15 protein-coding genes and 1 other RNA gene are annotated in these 21,908 nt (G+C 42.1%); 15 read left to right on the forward strand and 1 reads right to left on the reverse strand.

The features are described from left to right. Positions 1–8: 8 nt before the first annotated feature. The 3 genes from smpB (at position 9) to FZC76_RS15490 (ending at position 1,952) form a co-directional block, all read left to right on the forward strand. Entirely contained in the window at positions 9–476 is a 468-nt protein-coding gene (gene smpB, locus FZC76_RS15480) for an SsrA-binding protein SmpB (protein ID WP_010196796.1), read from the forward strand. Between the two features lie 188 nt (positions 477–664). Beyond that, positions 665–1,029: a transfer-messenger RNA gene (ssrA, locus tag FZC76_RS15485) on the forward strand. A 191-nt stretch (positions 1,030–1,220) separates the two neighbouring features. Beyond that, positions 1,221–1,952 carry a glucose 1-dehydrogenase gene (locus FZC76_RS15490; RefSeq protein ID WP_148989086.1) on the forward strand — a complete coding sequence of 244 codons (732 nt, stop codon included), beginning with the start codon at positions 1,221–1,223 and terminating at the stop codon, positions 1,950–1,952. Between the two features lie 53 nt (positions 1,953–2,005). Here the strand turns inward: FZC76_RS15490 and FZC76_RS15495 are convergent, their stop codons facing one another. Beyond that, a complete protein-coding gene (locus FZC76_RS15495; RefSeq protein ID WP_148989087.1) occupies positions 2,006–2,419 on the reverse strand; it encodes a VOC family protein in 414 nt (137 codons plus the stop codon). Between the two features lie 183 nt (positions 2,420–2,602). On the opposite strand from FZC76_RS15495, the gene FZC76_RS15500 reads away from it, so the two are divergent. The 12 genes from FZC76_RS15500 (at position 2,603) to bglX (ending at position 21,431) form a co-directional block, all read left to right on the forward strand. After that, a complete protein-coding gene (locus FZC76_RS15500) occupies positions 2,603–3,358 on the forward strand; it encodes an alpha/beta hydrolase (RefSeq protein ID WP_148989088.1) in 756 nt (251 codons plus the stop codon). 11 nt (positions 3,359–3,369) lie between these two features. Then, positions 3,370–5,562 carry an ABC transporter ATP-binding protein gene (locus FZC76_RS15505; protein ID WP_148989089.1) on the forward strand — a complete coding sequence of 731 codons (2,193 nt, stop codon included), beginning with the start codon at positions 3,370–3,372 and terminating at the stop codon, positions 5,560–5,562. Beyond that, positions 5,559–6,053: a DUF1854 domain-containing protein gene (locus tag FZC76_RS15510; protein WP_148989090.1), complete on the forward strand. Its 495-nt coding sequence runs from the start codon at positions 5,559–5,561 to the stop codon at positions 6,051–6,053. Before FZC76_RS15505 ends, FZC76_RS15510 begins: the two co-directional genes overlap by 4 nt. A gap of 494 nt (positions 6,054–6,547) precedes the next feature. After that, the gene (locus tag FZC76_RS15515) at positions 6,548–7,924 is read left to right on the forward strand and encodes an ABC transporter substrate-binding protein (protein ID WP_148989091.1); all 1,377 of its coding nucleotides are present in this window, start codon (positions 6,548–6,550) and stop codon (positions 7,922–7,924) included. Positions 7,925–7,958: 34 nt separating this feature from the next. Then, entirely contained in the window at positions 7,959–10,898 is a 2,940-nt protein-coding gene (locus tag FZC76_RS15520) for an extracellular solute-binding protein (RefSeq protein WP_262372648.1), read from the forward strand. Next, entirely contained in the window at positions 10,888–11,781 is an 894-nt protein-coding gene (locus FZC76_RS15525) for a carbohydrate ABC transporter permease (protein WP_148989092.1), read from the forward strand. The genes FZC76_RS15520 and FZC76_RS15525 overlap by 11 nt, the downstream gene beginning before the upstream one ends. A gap of 320 nt (positions 11,782–12,101) precedes the next feature. After that, positions 12,102–12,980 (forward strand): carbohydrate ABC transporter permease, encoded by an 879-nt coding sequence (locus tag FZC76_RS15530; RefSeq protein ID WP_148989093.1) that lies wholly within the window; start codon positions 12,102–12,104, stop codon positions 12,978–12,980. An 18-nt stretch (positions 12,981–12,998) separates the two neighbouring features. Next, positions 12,999–15,023: a YIP1 family protein gene (locus tag FZC76_RS15535; protein WP_148989094.1), complete on the forward strand. Its 2,025-nt coding sequence runs from the start codon at positions 12,999–13,001 to the stop codon at positions 15,021–15,023. Then, positions 15,016–17,277, forward strand: coding sequence for a DUF5696 domain-containing protein (locus tag FZC76_RS15540; RefSeq protein ID WP_148989095.1), 2,262 nt, complete (start codon positions 15,016–15,018; stop codon positions 17,275–17,277). The genes FZC76_RS15535 and FZC76_RS15540 overlap by 8 nt, the downstream gene beginning before the upstream one ends. Before the next feature lie 2 nt (positions 17,278–17,279). Next, positions 17,280–18,143, forward strand: coding sequence for a carbohydrate ABC transporter permease (locus tag FZC76_RS15545; protein WP_148989096.1), 864 nt, complete (start codon positions 17,280–17,282; stop codon positions 18,141–18,143). Positions 18,144–18,157: 14 nt separating this feature from the next. After that, positions 18,158–19,117, forward strand: a complete 960-nt coding sequence (locus FZC76_RS15550) for a carbohydrate ABC transporter permease (RefSeq protein ID WP_148989097.1) — start codon at positions 18,158–18,160, stop codon at positions 19,115–19,117. 154 nt (positions 19,118–19,271) lie between these two features. Then, entirely contained in the window at positions 19,272–21,431 is a 2,160-nt protein-coding gene (gene bglX, locus FZC76_RS15555; RefSeq protein WP_148989098.1) for a beta-glucosidase BglX, read from the forward strand. Positions 21,432–21,908: the final 477 nt, after the last annotated feature.

Here is a 21,908-nt window from a genome sequence, read left to right on the forward strand (position 1 = left end):
ACACAGCCATGCCAAAGGGGACAGGAAAGGTTATCAGTACCAACAAAAAAGCCAACCACGATTATTTTATCGAACAGACATATGAAACGGGTATGGTCCTACAAGGTACGGAAATCAAATCCATGCGAGCAGGTCGCGTAAACTTGAAGGATTCCTTTGCACGCGTGCAAAACGGCGAAGTGTTTTTGCACAACCTGCACATCAGTCCGTATGAGCAAGGAAACCGATACAATCATGATCCACTTCGTACACGCAAGCTGCTTCTTCACCGTAAACAGATCAATCAGCTGATAGGTCTTACAAAAGAGGAAGGGTATGCATTAGTGCCTTTGAAGATCTATCTGAAAAATGGCTATGCAAAGCTGTTAATTGGTCTGGGTAAAGGGAAAAAGAAATACGACAAGCGTGATGACTTGAAAAAGAAAGAAGCGAAACGAGATATTGAGAGAGCGTTCCGTGAACGTCAAAAGGAATAGTGTAGTTTATTTTACAATAACTTACAATTGCAAAGTTATGTGAGTGTGCTATAATAAGGATGTCGCTAAGATAATAGCGACTCTTTGATAATTGAATAGCCAACTAATTGGCTTGATTATCTTTCCCGTAGAACCTCGTGTTTTTGCTCTTTGTTGATTTAAACTTCAACATAGACATTTATTATCGAGGGGACGTTACGGATTCGACAGGGATAGTTCGAGCTTGGGTTGCGAGTCGGGGGGATCGTCCTCGTCATCAACGTCAACGCCAATATAACTGGCAAAGAAAACAACAACTTCGCTTTAGCTGCTTAATAACAGACTATAGCGGTTCCTCCCTCCATCGCCCATGTGGTAGGATCAGGGACTCACTCTAAGTGGGCTACGCCGGAGATCGCCGTCTGAGGTCAAAGGAAGAGCACAACCAGACTAGCTGCCAGGATGCCAGTCAATAGGCGGAACGGTCAGCGAAATACTAATATATTGACTACACTCGTAGATGCTTAAGTGGCGATGTTTCTGGACGTGGGTTCGATTCCCACCGTCTCCATTTTTTACCAATTATTCTTGGAAACCACACAAAATACTGTGTGGTTTTTTGTTTGTATATTAAAGTTTTACTTAAATTAACAAAAAAGCTAATATAAAATTAACTCAGCCTTTTTCCTTTAATTTATGTTTTTAGGAAGAGGTTGCATTTAAATTAATGAATAACATTCAGGTGCTTTAGGAGGAATATAATAAATGAATTTCCAAAACAAAACCGTCATCGTTACTGGTGCAGCAAACGGAATAGGTAAAGGAATCGCATCCTCTTACATAACTACAGGAGCACGCGTGGTACTTGCTGACATGGATGAAAAAGCAGGCCAGGATCTTCAACAGAAATTAGGAGAAAATGCTCTTTTCGTCAAAACAGACGTCCGCAAAGAAGAGGACATACAACACCTGATAACTAAAACAATGGAACACTTCCACCAAATTGATATCTTTATTAATAACGCAGGCGTATCCAGGTTCACTCCCATTTATGACCTGACAGTTGAAGCTTGGGACGATGTAATCAACACAAATCTACGCAGTGTGTTCATCGCCTCCAAAGAAGCATCTAAGTATATGAAAAATGGCGGCTCTATCGTTAACATCGCCTCAACTAGGGCGACTATGTCTGAACCAAATTCAGAAGCATATGCAGCAACTAAGGGGGGCATTGTAGCGTTGACGCATGCGCTGGCAGCTTCCTTAAGTGAACGGAAAATTACTGTGAATGCTATATCTCCTGGATGGATTCAGAATGAAAACTATGAAGAGTTAAGAGATAAGGACCATGCACAACATCTGTCCAATCGAGTAGGGAAACCAGAAGACATTGCAAAGGCTTGCTTGTATCTAACGGACGCAGAAAATAATTTTGTTAACGGTGAAAACATTACGGTGGATGGCGGCATGACAAGAAAGATGATTTACGAGGGATAGCTTGTAATAAAGCGCTGCGAAGACCTATATGGTTCTCGCAGCGCTTTTAATTTTTATTGCGGTTTCGTGTAGTTTAAATCCCATTTCACACCAAAGGAATCCTGAACACTTCCATAACGTGCTCCCCAGAAAGTGTCCTGAAGCTCCATTAACACCTTCCCGTTCTCACTAAGGCGTGCATAAAGAGTGTCAATTTGTTCTTCACTTTCCATTTCCAACATAAGAGAGACATTGCTGCCAAAATCTACTGTCTGGCCCGGGAATGAATCGGATGCCATCAATGTAAGGTTGCCTTTTTCAAAACGGGCGTGCATAACAAGGTTGTCCGCTTCTGGTGGAGTCGGGAAATCTGCTTCGCCGAAGGTCATGATGCCTGTGATTTCTCCTTCAAATACCTCTTTGTAAAACTCAAGTGCCTGTCTAGCGTTGCCGTTAAAAGCTAAATAAGGTACAGCTTGATTCTTCATCTTCAACACTCCTTCTGAATGGATATGTACTTACTACTTAATTATATTTTGTACTAAGAGAAAAGTAAAGAACATACGTTCGACAAAATAATATTTTCTAAAAATATTGAAAGCGAATTCACTACCTCGTATAATGGAAAAAGTCGAAACGTTTCAACAACTCATAAAAGGGAAGTGAGAATCATGGCTAGAATTACATGCGATTTTTTTTCTGAAGCTTTGCAATGTTCAACATCCATGACGGTCTTATTACCTCAGCCTAATTCGCAAATCGGCGTCTCAACAAAGGTGAAACAAAAAAAGCACCCTACGATTTATTTACTGCACGGTCTTTCGGATGACCATACGATTTGGACAAGATTTACTTCCATTGAACGGTATGCTGCTGCCATGGGCTGGGCGATTGTGATGCCAGCTGCAGGGAGAAGTTTTTATACGGACATGGAGCATGGATATGATTTTTACACATTTGTTAGTGAAGAAGTTCCAACACTTGCTCAAAGCTTTTTCCCGCTGTCAGATAAGAGAGAGGAAAATTTTATAGCGGGGCTTTCTATGGGGGGTTATGGGGCTTTTAAAGTTGCCATGAGGAATCCAGAGAAATTTGCTGCAGGAGCAAGCATGTCAGGCTCTGTAGATATCAATGAACGATTACCTGCATTCCCAAGGGATTTTAAGTACATATTTGGCGATCGTCCTATTTTGGGAAGTGAGGATGACCTCTATCATCTTGCAACAAAAATCGGTGAAAAGGCTCCAAAGCTCTATCAATGTTGCGGCACTGAAGATCATAACTATGAAGCAAATATTCGCTTTAGGGATCATGCCATCCGAGCGGGATTAGATCTTACCTTTTTCGATGGTCCAGGAGGCCATGATTGGGGATATTGGGACAAGCATATCCAAGATGTGTTGGCATTTTTTGAACAACAGCTTTAAAGGGGGACTATATGTCGTTTATTGAATCGTGTCACTTTCAGGTACACATAGATGGGGAGTTATTATTTTTAGGAAAGACAGATATGAAGGAAGATGGTCAGTTTGGGGAGAGCTGGCTTGCTCATTCTGAAAAGGAAATTCAACTATTGTCTGACAGTGGAGAATTGTTAAAAAAGGTGGAGGTAAACAATGTCCGTTCTATTAAACTGGAGCGCTTTATCGGAGCTGGTGCATTAATAATCACTAGTGAAGATGGCCAAACAAATGAGGTTCTTATCAGATGCTCCTCTTCTTACATGCAGAAATTCTCCATCGCGGAAAAGTTTATTAATTGTTTAGCGAAAAGTGAGCCAATCCCACAATTGTCAAAAACAGAACAACCAAGGATTTGTCAGAAGTGTCAACGCCCATTTGAGGACGGTACCGAAGTTTGTTCAGTTTGTGTCGACAATAAAAAAGTCATTGGTAGAGTGCTAGAGTTTACTAAGCCTTATCGTGGCAAGATGGTGCTTGTGGCATTGTTTTTACTTGTTGCGACCCTTCTAGAGCTCGCGCCTCCTTATTTGACAAAAATTATTGTGGATGATGTGTTAGAGCCAAAGGATTTAGGGAGCTCGTTGCTTATCCTTGTCATCCTTCTTGGTGTAACAGGTTTAGTATTAACTTTAATGCAATTCCTACAAGGTGTTTTGGGAGTTTGGGTAGGTAGCCATATAATGGGCGATATGAGGAAGGAAATCTATGAAAACCTTATGCGTCTTTCTGTTAGTTATTTTGATCGTAGGCAGACTGCACAGTTTATATCAAGAGTGAATAGTGACGCTGAATCAATCAGGCAGTTTCTAACCGATGGGGTTTTATATATTGTGGGTCAACTGATGCTGTTGCTTGCCATTATGGTCATGATGTTCAGTCTAGATTGGAAGTTGGCGTTATTTGCGTTATTGCCCTCCCCGATTGTTTTACTTTTTTCTATGATTATTTGGCCGCGTGTGCAGCATCTTTGGTATAAGCAGTGGCAGTCTACTAATAAGTTAAACATGATTGTTGGAGACACCCTTCAAGGGATACGAGTAGTAAAGGCTTTTGGTCAGGAAGGACAAGAGCAGGGGCGATATATGGATGGAAATCGTGCTCTTGTAACCCAAACTTTTAAAACGGATGGTCTTTGGCAAGGGGTATTCCCGTTGTTTTCCTTCATTACAGGTTCGGGGATGTTATTGGTATGGTATTTTGGAGGTTTGTCTGTCATTAGTAACGATATTTCGCTCGGTACCTTGCTTGCATTTGTTGCGTATCTGGGGATGTTTTTTGGTCCGTTGCAGTGGTTCAATCAGATGATCAGCTGGGTGACAAGAGCCATTTCGTCGGCAAATCGCATTTTTGAAATTATTGATACACCTTCAGAGGTTCCTGATAACCAAGATGCTATCGTGTTAGAAAAAATAGAAGGTCATGTTCAACTTGAAGGAGTTACTTTTGGATATGAAAAGCATCAACCTGTTATCAAAAACATAAATCTTGAGGTGAAACCTGGTGAAATGATCGGACTTGTCGGTCATTCCGGAGCTGGTAAATCTACATTAATCAATTTAGTTACTCGCTTTTATGATCCGAATGAAGGAAGGATCTTATTAGATGGCGTCGACTTAAAGAATTTAAAACAGGAACAGCTTCACCAGAGTATAGGGGTGGTTTTGCAGGAAACGTTTTTATTTGACGGAACCATATCTGAAAATATTGCCTATTCTAAGCAGGATGCGACACCGGAGGAAATAATGCGGGCCGCTAAAATTGCGAATGCCCATGAGTTTGTAGTGAAGATGGCGGATGGTTACGATACGAAGGTTGGGGAACGGGGACATCGATTATCGGGAGGGCAAAAGCAACGAATTGCCATCGCTAGGGCGATATTGCATGACCCTCGTATTCTTATTCTGGATGAAGCAACGGCTTCCGTTGATACAGAAACGGAGAGGAAGATTCAAGAAGCTATATCAAGGCTAGTGAAAGGGCGAACTACCTTTGCCATTGCACATCGCTTATCAACGCTGCGTAATGCAGATAGGCTTGTTGTTGTAGATAAAGGCGTTATAGCAGAAGTCGGTACACATGAGGAACTGCTTGAAAAAGAGGGAATCTATTATAAACTTGTGGAGGCGCAACGAGAGCTGTCACAAATAAAAGGAGTAGAGGTTGGATGAGGGAAGTATTTGATATCGCCTATTTTGACCCACAAGAGGTAGAGTTCTTCTACGGGAAGGGTACAACGATGCACTTCAGGCATAAGGGTACGGACTACTCGAATGTAGGTATCTTTCGCACCTTTCCTTTCTCGAAACCATTCGAGTATATATCCATATGGAATGAGGATACAGAGCTTGGAGTCATTAAGTATGTAGATCAATTGGATGATGAAAGTAAAACTGTTCTGCGTAGGGAACTGCATGTTCGCTATGTGGTTCCAGAGGTAAAAAGCATACAATCAGTAAAAGAAGAACCAGGGCTCTGGATTTTTGAACTTGACACAGACAGAGGACCATTAAAACTGATGATGAGAAACATACACGAGCACCTAGATCTGCTTCCACCCAATCGAATCATCATCACCGATATGGACGGCAAACGCTGCGAAATCACAAATATCAAAGAACTAGACCTTCACAGCAGAAAAGAACTATCAAAAGTGATTTAATAAAAGTAAATTCTGTTAAAGTTAAATCATAAATAAACGACGCTCTCTAGCTGTTGATTGGAGCAAAAGGCGAAGACTCCTGCTAGGTGGAGACCCCGCAGGCGAAGCCGAGGAGGCTCCAGCAGCTCCCCTAGGAAAGCGAAGCCATTTGCGGAAATCAACAGCGGTGTTTCGACAGAAACTATAATGTTAAATCGAATCGATTCTATCATTCAGAATCGGTTCTTTTTTCTATATTTCATAAACATAGAAACATAGGTAATACCTACCAACCCTTGCGTATTAAGACTTTTCAATCAATTCTATTAATCACCGAAAATATTTAGAAAATAATATTGTAATCGTTTACAAGACGGAGTATAATGACGTTAGTGAAACGTATCAATTGCAGATAAACAGGTAAAAAAGGTTGAGTAATCTCCCTTTTTATTTTTACGAACGAATTGAAACGTTTCGATTAAATGACTAAATTTTAAATAAGGGGTGTATGGGTAATGAAATTGATGAAACCTTGGATCGCGATTGCCGCTTCGTTCATGCTGGTAGTTGGGTGCAGTAATTCCAACAATGCTTCAAGTGACGCGGAGAAGGAAGGCAACAACGAAGATCAAGTAACCATTAAGTTTGCTAGTTGGGCGCTTGGAACGGAAGAAGATAATAACATCGAGCGCATGATGATTGCAGAATTCGAAGATAAGTATCCAAACATTGATGTAGAAATTGATGAGTCTATTGCAACAGATGACTGGAATAACTCCCTTTCCTCTGCAGCAAGTGCTAATGCGATGCCTGACGTATTCATGGTATCTCAAGTACCGACTGGCCTTGCGAATGACTGGTTGTTAGATGTAACGGAATTGGCTGCAGAAGATGAAGATTTTGCAAAGATTCCTGAAGTTGTAACAGATTCTGTTACATACAATGATGCGTTATATGCAATTCCTAGTGCACAGCATTTCCTTGGTTATTTTGTAAATAAAGATTTATATAATCAGGCAAACCTGGATGTTCCTGAATATGGTTTTTCTATTGATGAATTTACGGAATCTGTTCGTTCCGTAACAAACGTGAACAGTGGAGTGGTTGGGTTAAATAATCCATTTGCCATTGTGGATTGGTATCCATCTTCTGTAAACGAAAAGAGTGGATGGTATACATTCAGTGAAGATGAATATCACCTAAACAGTAATGAATTCATTTCTGGTGTTAACCTTACAAGCAACTTCGTAACAAATGGCTATTCTTATGAAAACTTGTCTGATGAGCAAAAAGCTAACTTTAATGGCGAGCATGCAGGTGAAGTATTTGCTGGTGGCGGCATCGGGCTTTTCTGGGATGGTACTTGGGCAGTGGAGAACTTCTCTACTAATATAGATTTTGATTGGGATTTCGTTGGAACTCCTGGTGGAAGAACAGTAATCGTTAATGATTTCATGGGTATCTCTAAATCTACTAAACATCAAGAAGAAGCATTTCTTTTTGCTAAGTGGATGAGCTTTGGTAAAGAAGGATTCTTAAAGCGTATCGATTTAGCTGTAGAAAATGACAAAGCATTGAACAACCTGCCTGTGACACAAGATGAAGAAGTATTGGATGCATTCTTCGAAGTTCAGGATATTCCTGGTTTACGTACAGCATATGACAATCTAGCGAATGGAATTGTGGAGCCTGTTAAAACAGTACCAGGATTCGCTCAGTCTAGATGGGAAGCACCAACTGGGGTAGCAATCGGGGAAGAGCCGAATGCGAATATCGCGGCATTGATTGATGCGAGCGTCAGAGGCGAAATCAAAATTGAAGATTATGCGGCACAAATCAATGAATTAGCAAATCAAAAGTACAAAGAAGGCAAAGAAGCGATTGGTCAATAAGTTGTATCAACTGTGAAGGGGATGGGGATTAGATATGAAACGTAAAATGATGTTCTGGTCATTAATACTGCTGTTGCTAGTACCAGGCCAATTCGCATTTGCTGATGAAGAGAAGAGCCTAGAGCAGGTGGCAGAACAAGTCATTGAGCCACGCTATCTATCAATCCTTAAGCAGTGGAATGAAGTGGGACAGGACAACGCGCAAGATTTCAAGCGCGTTGTCACTCCCACTGATTTTTTATCCATTGATAAGAATAGCCTGCTTTCTAGTGGAGAAAGCAAGGAGTATGGCGATCAGGTATATGCTTGGAGAAACAAAGATACAGTCACGATTGAAGTGGATGTAGAAGAAGAGGGCTTATATGAACTGGGCTTTGACTATTATCCTCTTGGGGAAGGAATTGTTCCGATTGAGGGATCTATCAAAGTGAACGGGGAATATCCGTATTTTGAGAGTCGCAGGATTACGTTCCCGAAGGATTGGAAGAGCGCCACCAATGATTTTGAGCAGGACCGCTTTGGAGATGAAATTATCCCAGAGCAGTTGCCAATCGAACAATGGCATTTTATCAAAGCAGAGGATTCTAGTCATCTGCAAGCAAGACCGTTGAAGTATAGATTAAAAGAAGGCAAAAACACCATCACATTGGAAAACATCCGTGGAGAAATGCTACTTGGAAACATCTATGTGAGCGGTGTGGAAACGATCCCTACATATGAACAATATAGAGAGAACCAAGCCGGGGATCTCACAGAAACAAACAGTATCACGATTGAAGCGGAGCACCCGCTGAAGAAAAATAGTTCTTTTATCAGACCTGTTAACAGACAGGATGCATCTGTTGTCCCTTATGAGCGCGACAAACGCCTGTTGAATGCAATTGGTGGAGAGTCATGGCAAACGAGTGGTCAAACGGCTACATGGGAGATGGAAATAGAGGAAGCAGGCTACTACCAAATTTCCCTGAAAGTGTTACAAGAGAAACAATCAGGCTTTCCGGTGTTCCGGTCAGTTATGATCAATGGAGAGGTACCTTTTGAAGAAGTAGAAAGCTATTCTTTCCAACAGGAGAAAAATTGGGTAAATGAAACGCTTAGCAACGAAGACGGGGAACCGTATTATTTTTATCTAGAAAAGGGGAAAAATACCCTAACACTTAAGGGTGATGCGTCACCTGTAAATCGCACGTTATTCGAAATGGATGAAGTGATGAAGGGCATTGAACAGCTCTCTTTATCTATTAAACGATTAACTGGAAATAACCAAGATCGCTCTCGCGGCTGGAGGATTTCCGAGTACTTGCCTGAAATAAAAGGGGAACTCACCTCCTGGGCGGATAAGCTTGAAGGAGAAAGTGAGTATCTGCTTGAGTTAAGTGATGGGAAAGAATCAGTGGAAATTGTATCGCTCAACATAGCCGTCGAACGGTTAAGGGAGCTAGCAGCAGATCCTGACAAAATTCCGGCACGACTGACTCAGCTTTCAGAAGGCTCAAGTTCTGTCGCACAGCTTCTTGGAAATGCAACACTGAATTTGAAAAAACAGCCATTGATAATGGATCGAATATATATTCACGGTGACGAAAAGTTACCAAAACCAGAACTGGGATTTTTTGCGAAAACAAAAGAATCCGTCTTAAAATTCTTCCATTCCTTCCAGTCTAATACGTTAGCAACGGAAAAAGTGGATGATGATGTGGTGGATGTTTGGGTAAACAGACCACGTCACTATGTAGAATTAATGCAAAATATGGTGGATCAGAACTTTACCCCTCAAACAGGAATAAAAGTGAGATTTTCTATCATGCCTTCCGAGCAGAAATTGATTTTGGCCAATGCGGCCAACAGTCAGCCGGATCTCGCGCTTGGAATCAGTAGCTGGCTGCCATATGAGCTCGCTATTCGTGGAGCGGCTTATGACTTAAGGGAGTTTGACGATTTCAATGAAACGCTTGCTCACTTCTCTCCGGGGGCATTACTGCCAATGATCATTGAGGATGAGGTTTATGGATTGCCCGAAACACAGGATTTCTTTGTTCAGTTTTACAGAAAAGATATTTTAGGTGCTTTAGATGTTCCTGTCCCTGACACATGGGAGGATGTAGTAGATGTCTTGCCGGAACTTCAACGCTTTGGATTGAATTACTACACGCCTATTGCTGGTGCTGTTGCGTTCAAACCGTTCCAGTCAACGTCTCCATTTGTTTATCAACATCAAGGGGACTTGTATAAAGAGGATGGCATGGGAACGACAATTGATAGTGATGAAACAGTCCGAGGTATCCAACTTATGACGGATTTGAATACAATATACAGCACGCCGCTTCAGGTGCCGAATTTCTATAATCACTTCCGCTATTCCACCTTGCCAATTGGTGTGTCTAACTTCCAGACTTATGTAGAGCTTACATCTGCAGCACCGGAAATCTCCGGTTGGTGGGACATTTCTCTTCATCCTGGAGTCGAAAATGAGGACGGAGAAGTGGAAAGATGGGCAACGGGTTCTGGACAGGCCGGCATGATCTTTAATGGCAGCAAGAATAAGGACGAAGCATGGGAAGTGCTGAAATGGTGGATGTCAACAGAAACACAGACTGACTTTGCTACCACCTTGCAAATCATGTATGGTCCATCTTACATGTGGAATACCGCAAATCTTGACGCCTTTAAGCAATTACCATGGCCAGAGGAACATAAAGAAGTCATCTTAGAACAATGGGAACATTTACGTGAAGTGCCGAAAACACCATACACCTATATGGTAGAACGTGAGATTAGTAATGTATGGAACCGTGTGGTCTTTGACGGTGAAAATACCCGTTCAGCTGTTGATGATGCGGTGGTTACCATTGACCGTGAAATGAGACGGAAGATGGAGGAATTCGGATATATGAAAGACGGAAAAATCGTAAAAACCTATCCGATTCCGACGATTGAACAAGTAGAAAGCTGGGTGGAAGAAAATGAGGAGTAGCCTTCAAAAGCATGCAAGTACATCAATCTTTCTTGCACCATATTTAATCTTTTTCTTTACCTTTATCATCATCCCGGTGGTAGTGGCCATTCTCTTATCGTTCACGTACTTCAATGCGATAGAGATGCCAAGCTTCATCGGACTTGCCAACTATGTGAGTGTACTAACGCAAGATGAAGTCTTTATGCAACGCGTATTGCCGAATACGTTAATGTTTGCAGTCATTGTCGGGCCGGGAGGGTATATACTCTCCTTCCTGCTTGCTTGGATGCTAGCACAAATTTCTAAAGGGCCAAGAACCGTATTGGCGCTTATCATCTATTCCCCTTCCATGACAGCCGGAATTGCGATGGCGGTTGTGTGGACCATCATATTCAGTGGGGATCAGACAGGCTATTTAAACAGTCTTTTAATCACAATGGGTGTCATCTTGGAGCCAGTTCAATGGCTGCAATCACCAGATCACTTAATGACAATCATGATTGTGGTTACCCTTTGGGGGAGCATGGGAGTTGGGTTCCTTGCGATGTTGTCAGGTGTCTTGAACATCAATAAGGAAATCTATGAAGCTGGTTATATTGACGGCATTAAAAATAGATTCCAAGAAATCATTTTTATCACCATTCCATCGATGAAGCCGCAAATGCTTTTTGGAGCAGTAATGGCTGTAGTCGGGACGTTCCAGGCCGGTGCTATCGGCGTCGCTTTATCAGGTGCCAACCCGACGCCTCAATATGCAGGTCAGTTAATGGTTAACCATTTAGAAGACTATGGCTTCATCCGTTACGAAATGGGATATGCAGCAGCAATATCCGTTCTATTACTATTATTCGTATATATCTTTTCAAAAGTTGCCTGGCGTTTATTCGGAGAAAAAGACTAAATGGCGATGGCTGTTTTCTAAGTGAAAGTTAATGAGTGGATTGGAGCGGAAGTCACTTGACTCAAAGCCACTGAAAAACTGAATTATCATGTGCTTAGGTAATAGCTAGCTGGGGATTGGAGCAAAAGGCGAAGACTCCTGAGGGAGATAGCGGTAGCTTGAGACCCCGCAACGCAGTGAGGAGGCTTAAGCATCGCCCCTAGGAAAGCGAAGCCATTTGCGGAAATCCACAGCGGTGTCTAAACAACATCTTAAATCAAATTAACAATCTTTTAGAAAACACCAAAGCTATAAAACTTCTAATGTAGGGAGTGAATGATGTGTCGGCATTCCATGGAACAAAAATCAATCCAGACCGTTTTCACAAAAGCCAATTAAAGTTCTATGCATTTCTAATACCGCTCGCAATCTTTATGGCTATGCCCATCGTCTTTGTCTTCTCTCACGCTTTTAAGCCAATCGATGAGCTATTCGCTTATCCACCGCGCTTTTTTGTGCAAAAGCCGACGATGCAGAACTTCATTGATTTAATGAATAACACGAGCACATCGGGCGTTCCGATGTCGCGTTACTTGTTTAATAGTATTTCCATTACCCTCATCGTCGTATTTGTTACTGTCCTAATCAGTACAATGGCAGGGTATGCTTTATCGAAAAAACGATTCAAATTAAAGAAAACCATCTTTGAAATCAACACACTTGCGTTAATGTTCGTTTCGGCAGCAGTAGTCATTCCACGTTATTTGCTTATTGAAAAGGTGGGACTGTTGGACACGTTCCTGGTTCATATTTTCCCGCTGATCGCAATGCCGATTGGGCTTTTCCTAGTAAAACAGTTTATTGATCAAATACCGAACGAATTAATAGAAGCTGCCCAGATGGACGGGGCGACGGACTATCAAATTTTTCGAAAAATCATCATACCGCTAGTAAAACCTGCGATTGCGACCATTGCAATTTTATCTTTCCAACTTGTTTGGAATAACACGGAGACCTCGACATTGTTTGTCGATAATGAAAATTTGAAGACTTTTGCCTTTTACATGTCGACATTAACTTCGGCCACAAGTGGTAACACTGTAGCGGGTCAAGGAATGGCGGCAGCAGCATCTCTAATTATGTTCATTCCAAATTTAATTATCTTTATCATCTTACAAAGTCAAGTAATGAATACGATGGCACATTCAGGAATTAAGTAGAAGGGGGAGAAAAAGAGTATGAAGCGCATTTTCATTGGCTTATTGACTGTATGGTTAATCCTCCTTTCTCCTTTGCAATCTTTTGCAGCCCTGTCTGTTCCATATAATACAGAGACGGTATCAACAGAAGGGGATATCATTGAAACGCAGACCGCCTATATACCGGTTGGGCTTTTCGGAAGTACGAGTGATATAGTCAATCCAGAAGACGTCTATATCGATCAAAACAACGATGTGTATGTGGCTGATTCTGGTACGAAAAAAATCACCAAGTTTGATGAGAATGGTAGAAAGCTGTTAGAAGTAGGAGAAGGAATCCTGCAAATGCCGACTGGGGTTTTCGTGGATGAAGAACAGCAAATATATGTAGCGGATTATACAAATGAAAAAGTCTACCACTTTTCAAGAGAAGGGGAAATGCTCCAAGAATACGGCAGACCGGATTCTCCTCTTTTTGGAACAAGAACACCGTATAAGCCACAGAAAATTACCGTGGACAAACGAGGCAACCTCTACATTATCGGTGAGGGTTCGACAAATGGCATCATCCAGGTTGGTCAGGATGGTACATTTCACGGATTCTTCGGAGTAAACCGTACAAGGCCGTCGTTAATGTCTGTAATTCAGGATGCACTGACAACAGATCAGCAGCGCTCCAGTATGTTTCTAAAAGTGCCGCCAGCGCCGACTAATATATCAATTGATGAAAAAGGACTTGTTTACACTATTACAGCAGGTACTAGCTTTGAAACTATCAGGAAACTGAATATTGCAGGAGGCAACATCCTTCCGACTGGGATCTTAGATTCTTCTAACTTAAGAGACATTACGTTAGGTCCATTAGGTAACTTCTTTGTTATCGACGCTAATGGCAGAATAATTGAGTTTGATAGCTTTGGAAATATCCTTTTCCTGTTTGGCGGAAAAGACGATGGAACTAACCGTCTTGGACTGTTCATGGATCCATCCGGTATTGCGACAGACAATCTTGGGCGAGTTTTTGTGACAGACCGAGAGCGGGGAACAGTGCAAGTACTGGAACCGACAGCTTTTGCAGAAATGCTTCATGGCGGTATCTCACTCTATGCTCAAGGACTTTACATAGAGAGTGAGCAATATTGGAGCGAAGTATTGCGCATGAATTCTTCCATTGGCCTTGCTCATAACGCCATGGGGGAAGCGTATTACAAGCAGCAAGATTATGAAGCAGCGTTAAAATCATTTGAACTGGTAGGGAATGTAGCAGGTTATTCCGACTCCTTCTGGGAGATCAGGAATCAGTGGATGAATGAAAATCTAAGTACTGTTTTTGCTTTCTTAATCGGATTATTTGTTGTCAGGGCGACCTTGCTTTTTGCAGATAAAAAGAAAGGAATCTTAGCGCCGGCAAGGAAAAGATGGCAGGCATTCAAAAAAAGGAAACTATTAAGTGAGCTATTATTTTTAGGCAAATTCTTACGTCATCCAATTGACAGCTTCTATTATATTAAAAGGCAAAGAAGGGTTTCCGTTTTATCGGCTACCATTCTTTATATCATTCTTTATTTGGAATTCTTGTTCATGAAATATTTCACAGGATTCATTTTCAGGGGCGGTATCACTTTAGAGCAGATTAATTTCGGAATGGAATTCATTCTATTATTTCTTCCAATCATTCTCTTCATCGTATCCAACTATCTAGTTAGTACAATCAACGATGGTGAAGGAAGATTCTCGGATATCTATATTGGAACCATTTATTCGTTGTCACCGATCATTGTGCTCTTGGTTCCGATTACACTTATGTCAAATGTGCTTACGCTAAATGAGTACTTCTTGTATGTATTCTTTATGCAAGTGATGATGGGCTGGTCGTTGATTATCTTATTCATCATGATCAAAGAAATTCATGCCTTTGAATTCTTGGGAACGGTACGAAACATCTTTACGACAATATTCTGTATGCTCATCATCGTATTGGTATGCTTCATTATCTACGTATTGATGGATCAGGTTATTGATTTTGTAACAGCAATCATTCAGGAGGTGATTCTCCGTGTTTAAAAAAATTCTGCTCATCATTCTTATCGCCATTCTTCCGGTTTCAGTATTCGCTGAATCATTAACATCAAAGGAAGAGTTGGAAGAAATCGAAGTGGAAACAGAGCTCGGAGAAGAGACACTCCGCTTTGATTCCAATCAGTTCACCAAGCCAGAGAGAGAAAACAAACCTCTGCCAGAAGGAAATCTTGAAGGCTTTACAAAGGTAACGGAGAATGACAAGCTTGCGCTATATGTGCAAGAAGCGTCGCTGGCAATAAAAATTCAAAACAAACAAACAGGCTATATTTGGCACTCCGGTGTGGATAATGCGGAGAATTACCGTTTGAACAACACATGGACAGATATGGTGCAATCGGCTCTCACCATTGATTACTTGGATCGCCGCGGTAACATCAAAACAGAAAGCATTCTGACAGAAGAAACGCAACCGAGCATTCAAATGAACGCCGACGGCTTTACTGCAGAAATAGATTTCCGTGGTTCCAGCATTGAAGTAGTGCTGAACGTGACACTTGAAGACGAAAACATTGTCATTGATGTGCCGAATGAAGGTGTACAAGACGGCACCTACAATAAGATAGTGGCGATGAAAGTCTATCCTTTCCTTGGTGCCGCACATATGGATGATATCACCGGGTATTTGTTTATTCCGGACGGAAGCGGGGCGCTCATGCGTTTTGAAAAGAGTGCTTTCCGCTCAGATACGCCATTTATCGGTTCCATTTATGGTGAAGATGAAGGATTTACAAGACCGCAAAGCACAGAAGATGATTACACCTACCCTGCACAAAAGATTTCCGTTCCTGTCTATGGAGCGGTTCATGGTGTAAAGCAGAATGCCTTCATCACTTCCATTGAGGAAGGTCAAAGCTATGGGCGAGTTCTTGCTTACCCGTCTGGTGCATCTACTGATTTCTATTGGGTAACATCTGACTATCAATATCGCTTTAATTATTTTCAACCGACAAGTAAGAGCATGGGTGGATTTAACGTCTACCAAGAAGAAAAAAATAACTTCAATATCAAACAGAAAGTCATGTTTTTATCTGACGAAGAAGCAGATTATGTCGGAATGGCAAACAGATATCAGCAGCATTTAGAAGATAAAGGCACGCTTTCTAACAACAACGAAGATAAGGTAGATCTTCGTCTGGAGCTTTTGGGTGGGGAAACGAAAAAAGGCTTGATCTGGAATTCCGTGGAGCAAATGACAGAGATTCAAGACATTCCTCGTTTTGTAGAAGAGCTGGAGCAAAACGATGTCGATAATCTGCATGTGGTGTTAAGAGGCTGGACAAAAGGCGGACTGACGGGAACGCTTCCACAAAAGTTTCCTTTAGAGAAGAAGGTTGGCAGTAAAGGCGAGTTGGAGGAAACAATCCAAACTTTAGAGAAAAAAGACATTCCTTTTTATTTGCACACAGACTTCACGACAGCTTTTGACGGAGCATCCGGTTTTTCTGGAAGCAAGGATGTATCTAAGAAAATTAACGGCCAGCCGATGACGCAAAATCAATTTGGCTATAGCAGTTATTATCTCAGTCCGGCAAAATCGCTTGAAATTGCCAAAAAAGATGCAGCTGATTTCAAGGATCACGGGGTAGAAAATATAGCAGTGGAAACGACTGCAAGTAAACTATTCTCTGACTTTAATAAAGGCATGTCGTCTTCAAGAGCAGAGATGATTGGGTTGAATCAAGAACTGTTTGCGCACTATCAGGAACAAGGTATTAATTTATCCCTTTATCGTCCGAATGACTACGCTTGGGGTTATATGGACAAGTACTTGGATATGCCGATGTACTCCTCCAACTATATGTTTGTAACAGACACTGTTCCTTTCTTGCAAATCGTCTTAAAGGGATACAAGCCGTATTATGCGACCTTCTCCAACTTCTCGCACAATCCAACGGAAGAAGTGCTGAGAATGATCGAGTTTGGTGCTTATCCATCCTTTTATCTGACAAGGGAGTCGGCACAGTTATTAATGAAGACTCCATCAAGAGGTTTGTATACGTCAGAGTTTGCTAGTTGGAAAGAGGAACTGATCAGTCAATACACTCAAGTGAAAGAAAGTCTTGGAAAAGTAGAGAACAGCTCGATTGTCGATCGAATTGTCCATCAACAAGGGGTGTCTGAAGTTGTCTATGAAAATGGAGTATCCATTATCGTCAACTATACAGATTCAGACGTTACCATTGACGGAACCACGGTCGCGGCAACGTCATTTAGCATAAAAGAAGGGGGGAATTAAGCATGAAGCAGCTATCCATGCGCTCGAAGAATACGCTGACAGGATTATTGTTCATCTCACCATGGATTCTTGGGTTTCTCTTATTCACAGCTTATCCCCTCTTTTATTCCCTGTACTTAAGCTTTCAAAAAGTACGGATCACCACAGAGGGCATTCAAACAACCTTTGTAAAATTTGATAATTTCAAAGATGCCTTTACAGTCGACGCATTGTTCACACAAAAGCTGTTGACGTTTGTGCAGGAACTTGTGTTATCGGTGCCAATCATCATTGTGTTTTCTTTAATCATTGCAATTCTATTGAATCAGCCGATCCGCTTTCGTAATTTTTTCCGGATGATCTTCTTCTTGCCGGTTATCATTGCGAGCGGACCGGTTATCAATGAATTAATCTCACAGGGAGTGACATCCATCCCGTCCATCAAGGACTATGCGGTGTTTGAAACAATGCTCTCTGCGGATTCCTTATTCAGCAGTGTTCTCCTGTATTTGATGGATAACCTAATCATTATTTTATGGTTTTCCGGAGTGCAGTTCTTAATTTTCCTGGCAGCCTTGCAGAAAATAGATACACAAGTCTATGAAGCTGCCAAAATTGATGGCGCGTCCAATTGGGAATGCTTTTGGAAAGTGACACTCCCAAGCATTTTTCCAATGATTGTTGTTAACACAGTATATACGATAGTGACATTCTCGATATTTTCGTTAAATCCAGTCATCGAGCATATCCAAACGAATATGTTTCAAATTAATACAGGCTTTGGTTATGCCTCAGCCCTATCTTGGATCTACTTCTTATTGATTGCAGTTGCACTGGGTATTTCAGTAGCACTGTTAACCGTTAGAGGAAGAAAAAATTATGCTTAAAGGAGGCCGTTATCATGGCAAGCGAATCGCTGACTAACCGCAAACCAAAAGGGACAGGCATCGTGACCAGGTTGAAAAAGCTCGCTTTCGGAATGAAAGGGAACGACGGCCTTCTATATAAGCTATTCATCTACGGCTTGTTAATCGGAATTGGCTTTGTATACTTATTCCCGTTGCTTTATATGATTTCTTATAGTTTAAAAAGTTTAGATGACATCTTAAATCCACTAGTAAACTGGATCCCGACGCAACTTTATCTGGATAACTATCAATCTGCCTATGCAGTATTGAAATTCCTGCCTACTTTAGTGGAATCTCTCTATGTGACTGCTATTCCTGCCATCGTTCAAACGGCAGTATGTGCGGTGGTTGGGTATGGGTTTGCACGCTTTGCCTTTCCATTTAAACGAACCATGTTCGTGCTGGTATTGGCGACGTTCATCATTCCACCTCAAGTAACAGTCATCCCTCGTTATGTATTTTTTAACGAGATTGGAATTCTGGGAAGCATTCAGGCTTTCTTATTCCCTGCCTTACTTGGACAAGGAATTAACAGCGCAATCTTCATTCTGATTTTCTATCAGTTCTTTAAAATGATGCCAAAAGCACTTGAGGAAGCAGCCCAGCTTGATGGCGCAGGGTATTTACGTATTTTCTTGACGCTTGCGCTTCCAATGGCTGCACCTGCCATTATCATATCGTTCTTGTTCTCTTTCGTTTGGTACTGGAATGAAACATATTTGGCAGCGATCTATTTTGGTAACTCGTTAACAACCTTACCACTTGAACTCCAAAAATTCGTAGCAACTTATCAACAGATGTACCCGCAAAGTGGTGGGGAAGCATCTGAAATCAATGAAGGCATCAATATGGCAGGTACGGTCATGACCATTTTGCCGATGCTTGTTGTATATGCCATTACGCAACGCTGGTTTGTCGAAGGTGTCGACCGATCTGGTATTGCGGGTGAATAAAGGGATAAAGAGTGCCATTAAGGGCTCTTTATCGAAATAAATAGAAACGTTTCGAAAAATGCTGTTCATTTTATTACAAAAACTCTTATATTTATTCATTATTATATGTAAAAACGTTTCGTATTCATGCAGTGTGATTGGGAGGTATTTAAAGATGGCTAAAAACATGGAAAATCTTTTAAAACAAATGACATTAGAGGAAAAAATAGCCCAGCTTATACAATTGGCGACGTTCTTCTATAAAGGTGCTGCAGGGGATGGAGAAATTACCGGTCCTCTTGAAGATATGGGAATCTCCAATGAAGTGGTGCTAAACAGCGGCTCCGTCCTTGGTGCATCAGGGGCATGGGAAGTTGCCAATATTCAACGAGAGCACCTTGCAGAAAACAGGTTGGGAATTCCTCTACTGATGATGGCAGATATTGTCCACGGATTTAAAACCATCTTTCCTGTTCCACTTGCAATTGGTTGCTCATGGGATACTGAACTTGCGGAAAAGAGTGCAGAAATTGCAGCAAAGGAAGCCTCTGTTTCAGGTGTTCATGTCACGTTTGCTCCGATGGTCGACTTAGTAAGAGATCCAAGATGGGGACGAGTGATGGAATCAACCGGGGAAGATCCTTATCTAAACAGTGTCTTTGCCAAGGCCTTTGTCCGAGGCTTCCAAGGAGAAGACTTGACCAATGACATTCACCGCGTTGCAGCGTGCGTAAAGCACTTCGCAGCATACGGCGCACCAGAGGGAGGGCGCGATTATAATACAGTCAACATGTCAGAAAGACAGCTTCGGGAGTCTTACTTGCCAGCGTACAAAGCGGCACTTGATGAAGGCTGTGAGATGGTCATGACCGCTTTCAACACGGTCGACGGCATCCCTGCATCCGGAAACAAAAAGCTGATGAGAGATCTGTTACGTAAGGAATGGGGCTTTGACGGTGTGATGATCTCCGACTGGGGAGCTGTGAAAGAACTGATTCCACATGGTGTTGCCGAAGACGAACGGGAAGCGGCACTAAAAGGATTGGAAGCCGGGGTGGACATTGAAATGATGACTGCCTGTTATGCGAAGAACCTTCAAGATCTGGTAGAGAGCGGCGAGCTGTCGGAAGCACTTATCGATGAATCGGTCTTACGTATTTTAAATCTCAAAAACAAACTTGGACTTTTTGAAAACCCATACCGCGGTACAAGCGAGGAACTAGAAAAAGAAGTCATCATGTCACCCGAGCACCGCCAAGTGGCAAAAGAACTTGCCATCAAATCCAGTGTTCTTTTAAAAAATGATCAGGTTCTACCGTTGAATAAAGAGCAGAAAATCGCACTGATCGGCCCATTTGCGAAAAATGGAGACGTGCTTGGACCATGGTCCTGGCAAGGTTCAAAGGAAGCGGCAGTAAAAGTTTATGACGGACTGCTTACCAAAACATCTGAAGCTAATCTTTTAGTGGCACAAGGATCTGATATTGAAACAATGACAGAAGGGCAACTAACAGAAGCTATAGAGACCGCTAAGGGAGCGGATATCATCGTCTTGGCACTTGGGGAAGCATCCGAGATGAGCGGAGAAGGCGGCTGCCGAGCAGACATCCGCCTGCCGGAAGCACAAAAAAAGCTTGTCGGGAAAATAAGGGAGCTTGGAAAACCTATCGTGACCGTTCTTTTCAATGGTCGTCCGTTAGATCTTCATGGAGTAATTGATCAATCTGAAGCATTACTTGAAGCCTGGTATCCGGGAACGGAAGCGGGATCAGCCATTGCAGAACTTTTATACGGCGATGCGAATCCTTCTGGAAAACTTACGATGAGTTTCCCATACTCTGTCGGACAGGTGCCTGTTTATTATAACTGCTTCAACACGGGACGCCCGCAAGGTGAAAACAAGCAGGAACGATATGTTACACATTATCTTGATATTCCAAATGAGCCTTTACTGCCATTTGGATACGGATTAAGCTATACAACCTTTGATTACAGCGATATGAACGTATCAGCCGATAGTTTAACAGAAGACTCCAGCATCGATGTGACGGTCAACGTAACGAACACAGGTGAACGTGCCGGTGAAGAAACGATTCAATTCTATATCCGTGACCTATCAGGCGAAATCGTCCGCCCGCTTAAAGAGCTAAAAGGCTATGAAAAAATATGGCTAGAGCCTGGCGAAACAAAACAAGTAACCTTCACTATCACAGAAGATCAGCTCCGTTACTACCATTCGGACCTGACCTTCCAAAGCGACAAAGGCAAATTCCACGCCATGATCGGCCCGAACAGCAACGAACTGACAATAAAAGAGTTCGTTTTAAATAAGTAGTTTGTAACAAAAGTGCAATATCAGCAGATGATTGAAGAAGAAGGCGAAGACTCCCGAGGGTGAAAGCGGTAGGTGGAGCCCCCGAAGGCGTAGCTAAGTCACTGAAAAACTGAAATCTCATGTACTTAATGATTTCTAGCTGTTGATTGGAGAAAAAGGCGAAGACTCCTGAGGGAGATAGCGCTAGGTGGAGACCCCACAGGCCTAGCTAAGCCACAGAAAACTGAAATCTCATGTACTTAAAAATTTCTAGCTGTTGATTGGAGAAAAAGGCGAAGACTCCTGAGGGAGATAGTGCTAGGTGGAGACCCCGCAGGCGTAGCCGAGGAGGCTCCAACAGCGCCCCTAGGAAAGCGAAGCCTTTTTCGGAAATCAACAGCGGTGTTTAAACAAGACCTTAAATCCGTGATTTTTCCAGTAACGTCGGCAAAGCTGAGTAATCTCAAGGACACTATGAGCAAAGCGAACCCTTCTTCC

It is taken from the genome of Sutcliffiella horikoshii, from assembly GCF_008180725.1.
Taxonomy (GTDB): Bacteria; Bacillota; Bacilli; order Bacillales; family Bacillaceae_I; genus Sutcliffiella_A; species Sutcliffiella_A horikoshii_B.

Coding starts and splice junctions, on each gene's coding strand:
- smpB (WP_010196796.1), top strand. CDS start 9: ATGCCAAAGGGGACAGGAAAGGTTATCAGTACCAACAAAAAAGCCAAC.
- FZC76_RS15490 (WP_148989086.1), top strand. CDS start 1,221: ATGAATTTCCAAAACAAAACCGTCATCGTTACTGGTGCAGCAAACGGA.
- FZC76_RS15495 (WP_148989087.1), bottom strand. CDS start 2,419: ATGAAGAATCAAGCTGTACCTTATTTAGCTTTTAACGGCAACGCTAGA.
- FZC76_RS15500 (WP_148989088.1), top strand. CDS start 2,603: ATGGCTAGAATTACATGCGATTTTTTTTCTGAAGCTTTGCAATGTTCA.
- FZC76_RS15505 (WP_148989089.1), top strand. CDS start 3,370: ATGTCGTTTATTGAATCGTGTCACTTTCAGGTACACATAGATGGGGAG.
- FZC76_RS15510 (WP_148989090.1), top strand. CDS start 5,559: ATGAGGGAAGTATTTGATATCGCCTATTTTGACCCACAAGAGGTAGAG.
- FZC76_RS15515 (WP_148989091.1), top strand. CDS start 6,548: ATGAAATTGATGAAACCTTGGATCGCGATTGCCGCTTCGTTCATGCTG.
- FZC76_RS15520 (WP_262372648.1), top strand. CDS start 7,959: ATGAAACGTAAAATGATGTTCTGGTCATTAATACTGCTGTTGCTAGTA.
- FZC76_RS15525 (WP_148989092.1), top strand. CDS start 10,888: ATGAGGAGTAGCCTTCAAAAGCATGCAAGTACATCAATCTTTCTTGCA.
- FZC76_RS15535 (WP_148989094.1), top strand. CDS start 12,999: ATGAAGCGCATTTTCATTGGCTTATTGACTGTATGGTTAATCCTCCTT.
- FZC76_RS15545 (WP_148989096.1), top strand. CDS start 17,280: ATGAAGCAGCTATCCATGCGCTCGAAGAATACGCTGACAGGATTATTG.
- FZC76_RS15550 (WP_148989097.1), top strand. CDS start 18,158: ATGGCAAGCGAATCGCTGACTAACCGCAAACCAAAAGGGACAGGCATC.
- bglX (WP_148989098.1), top strand. CDS start 19,272: ATGGCTAAAAACATGGAAAATCTTTTAAAACAAATGACATTAGAGGAA.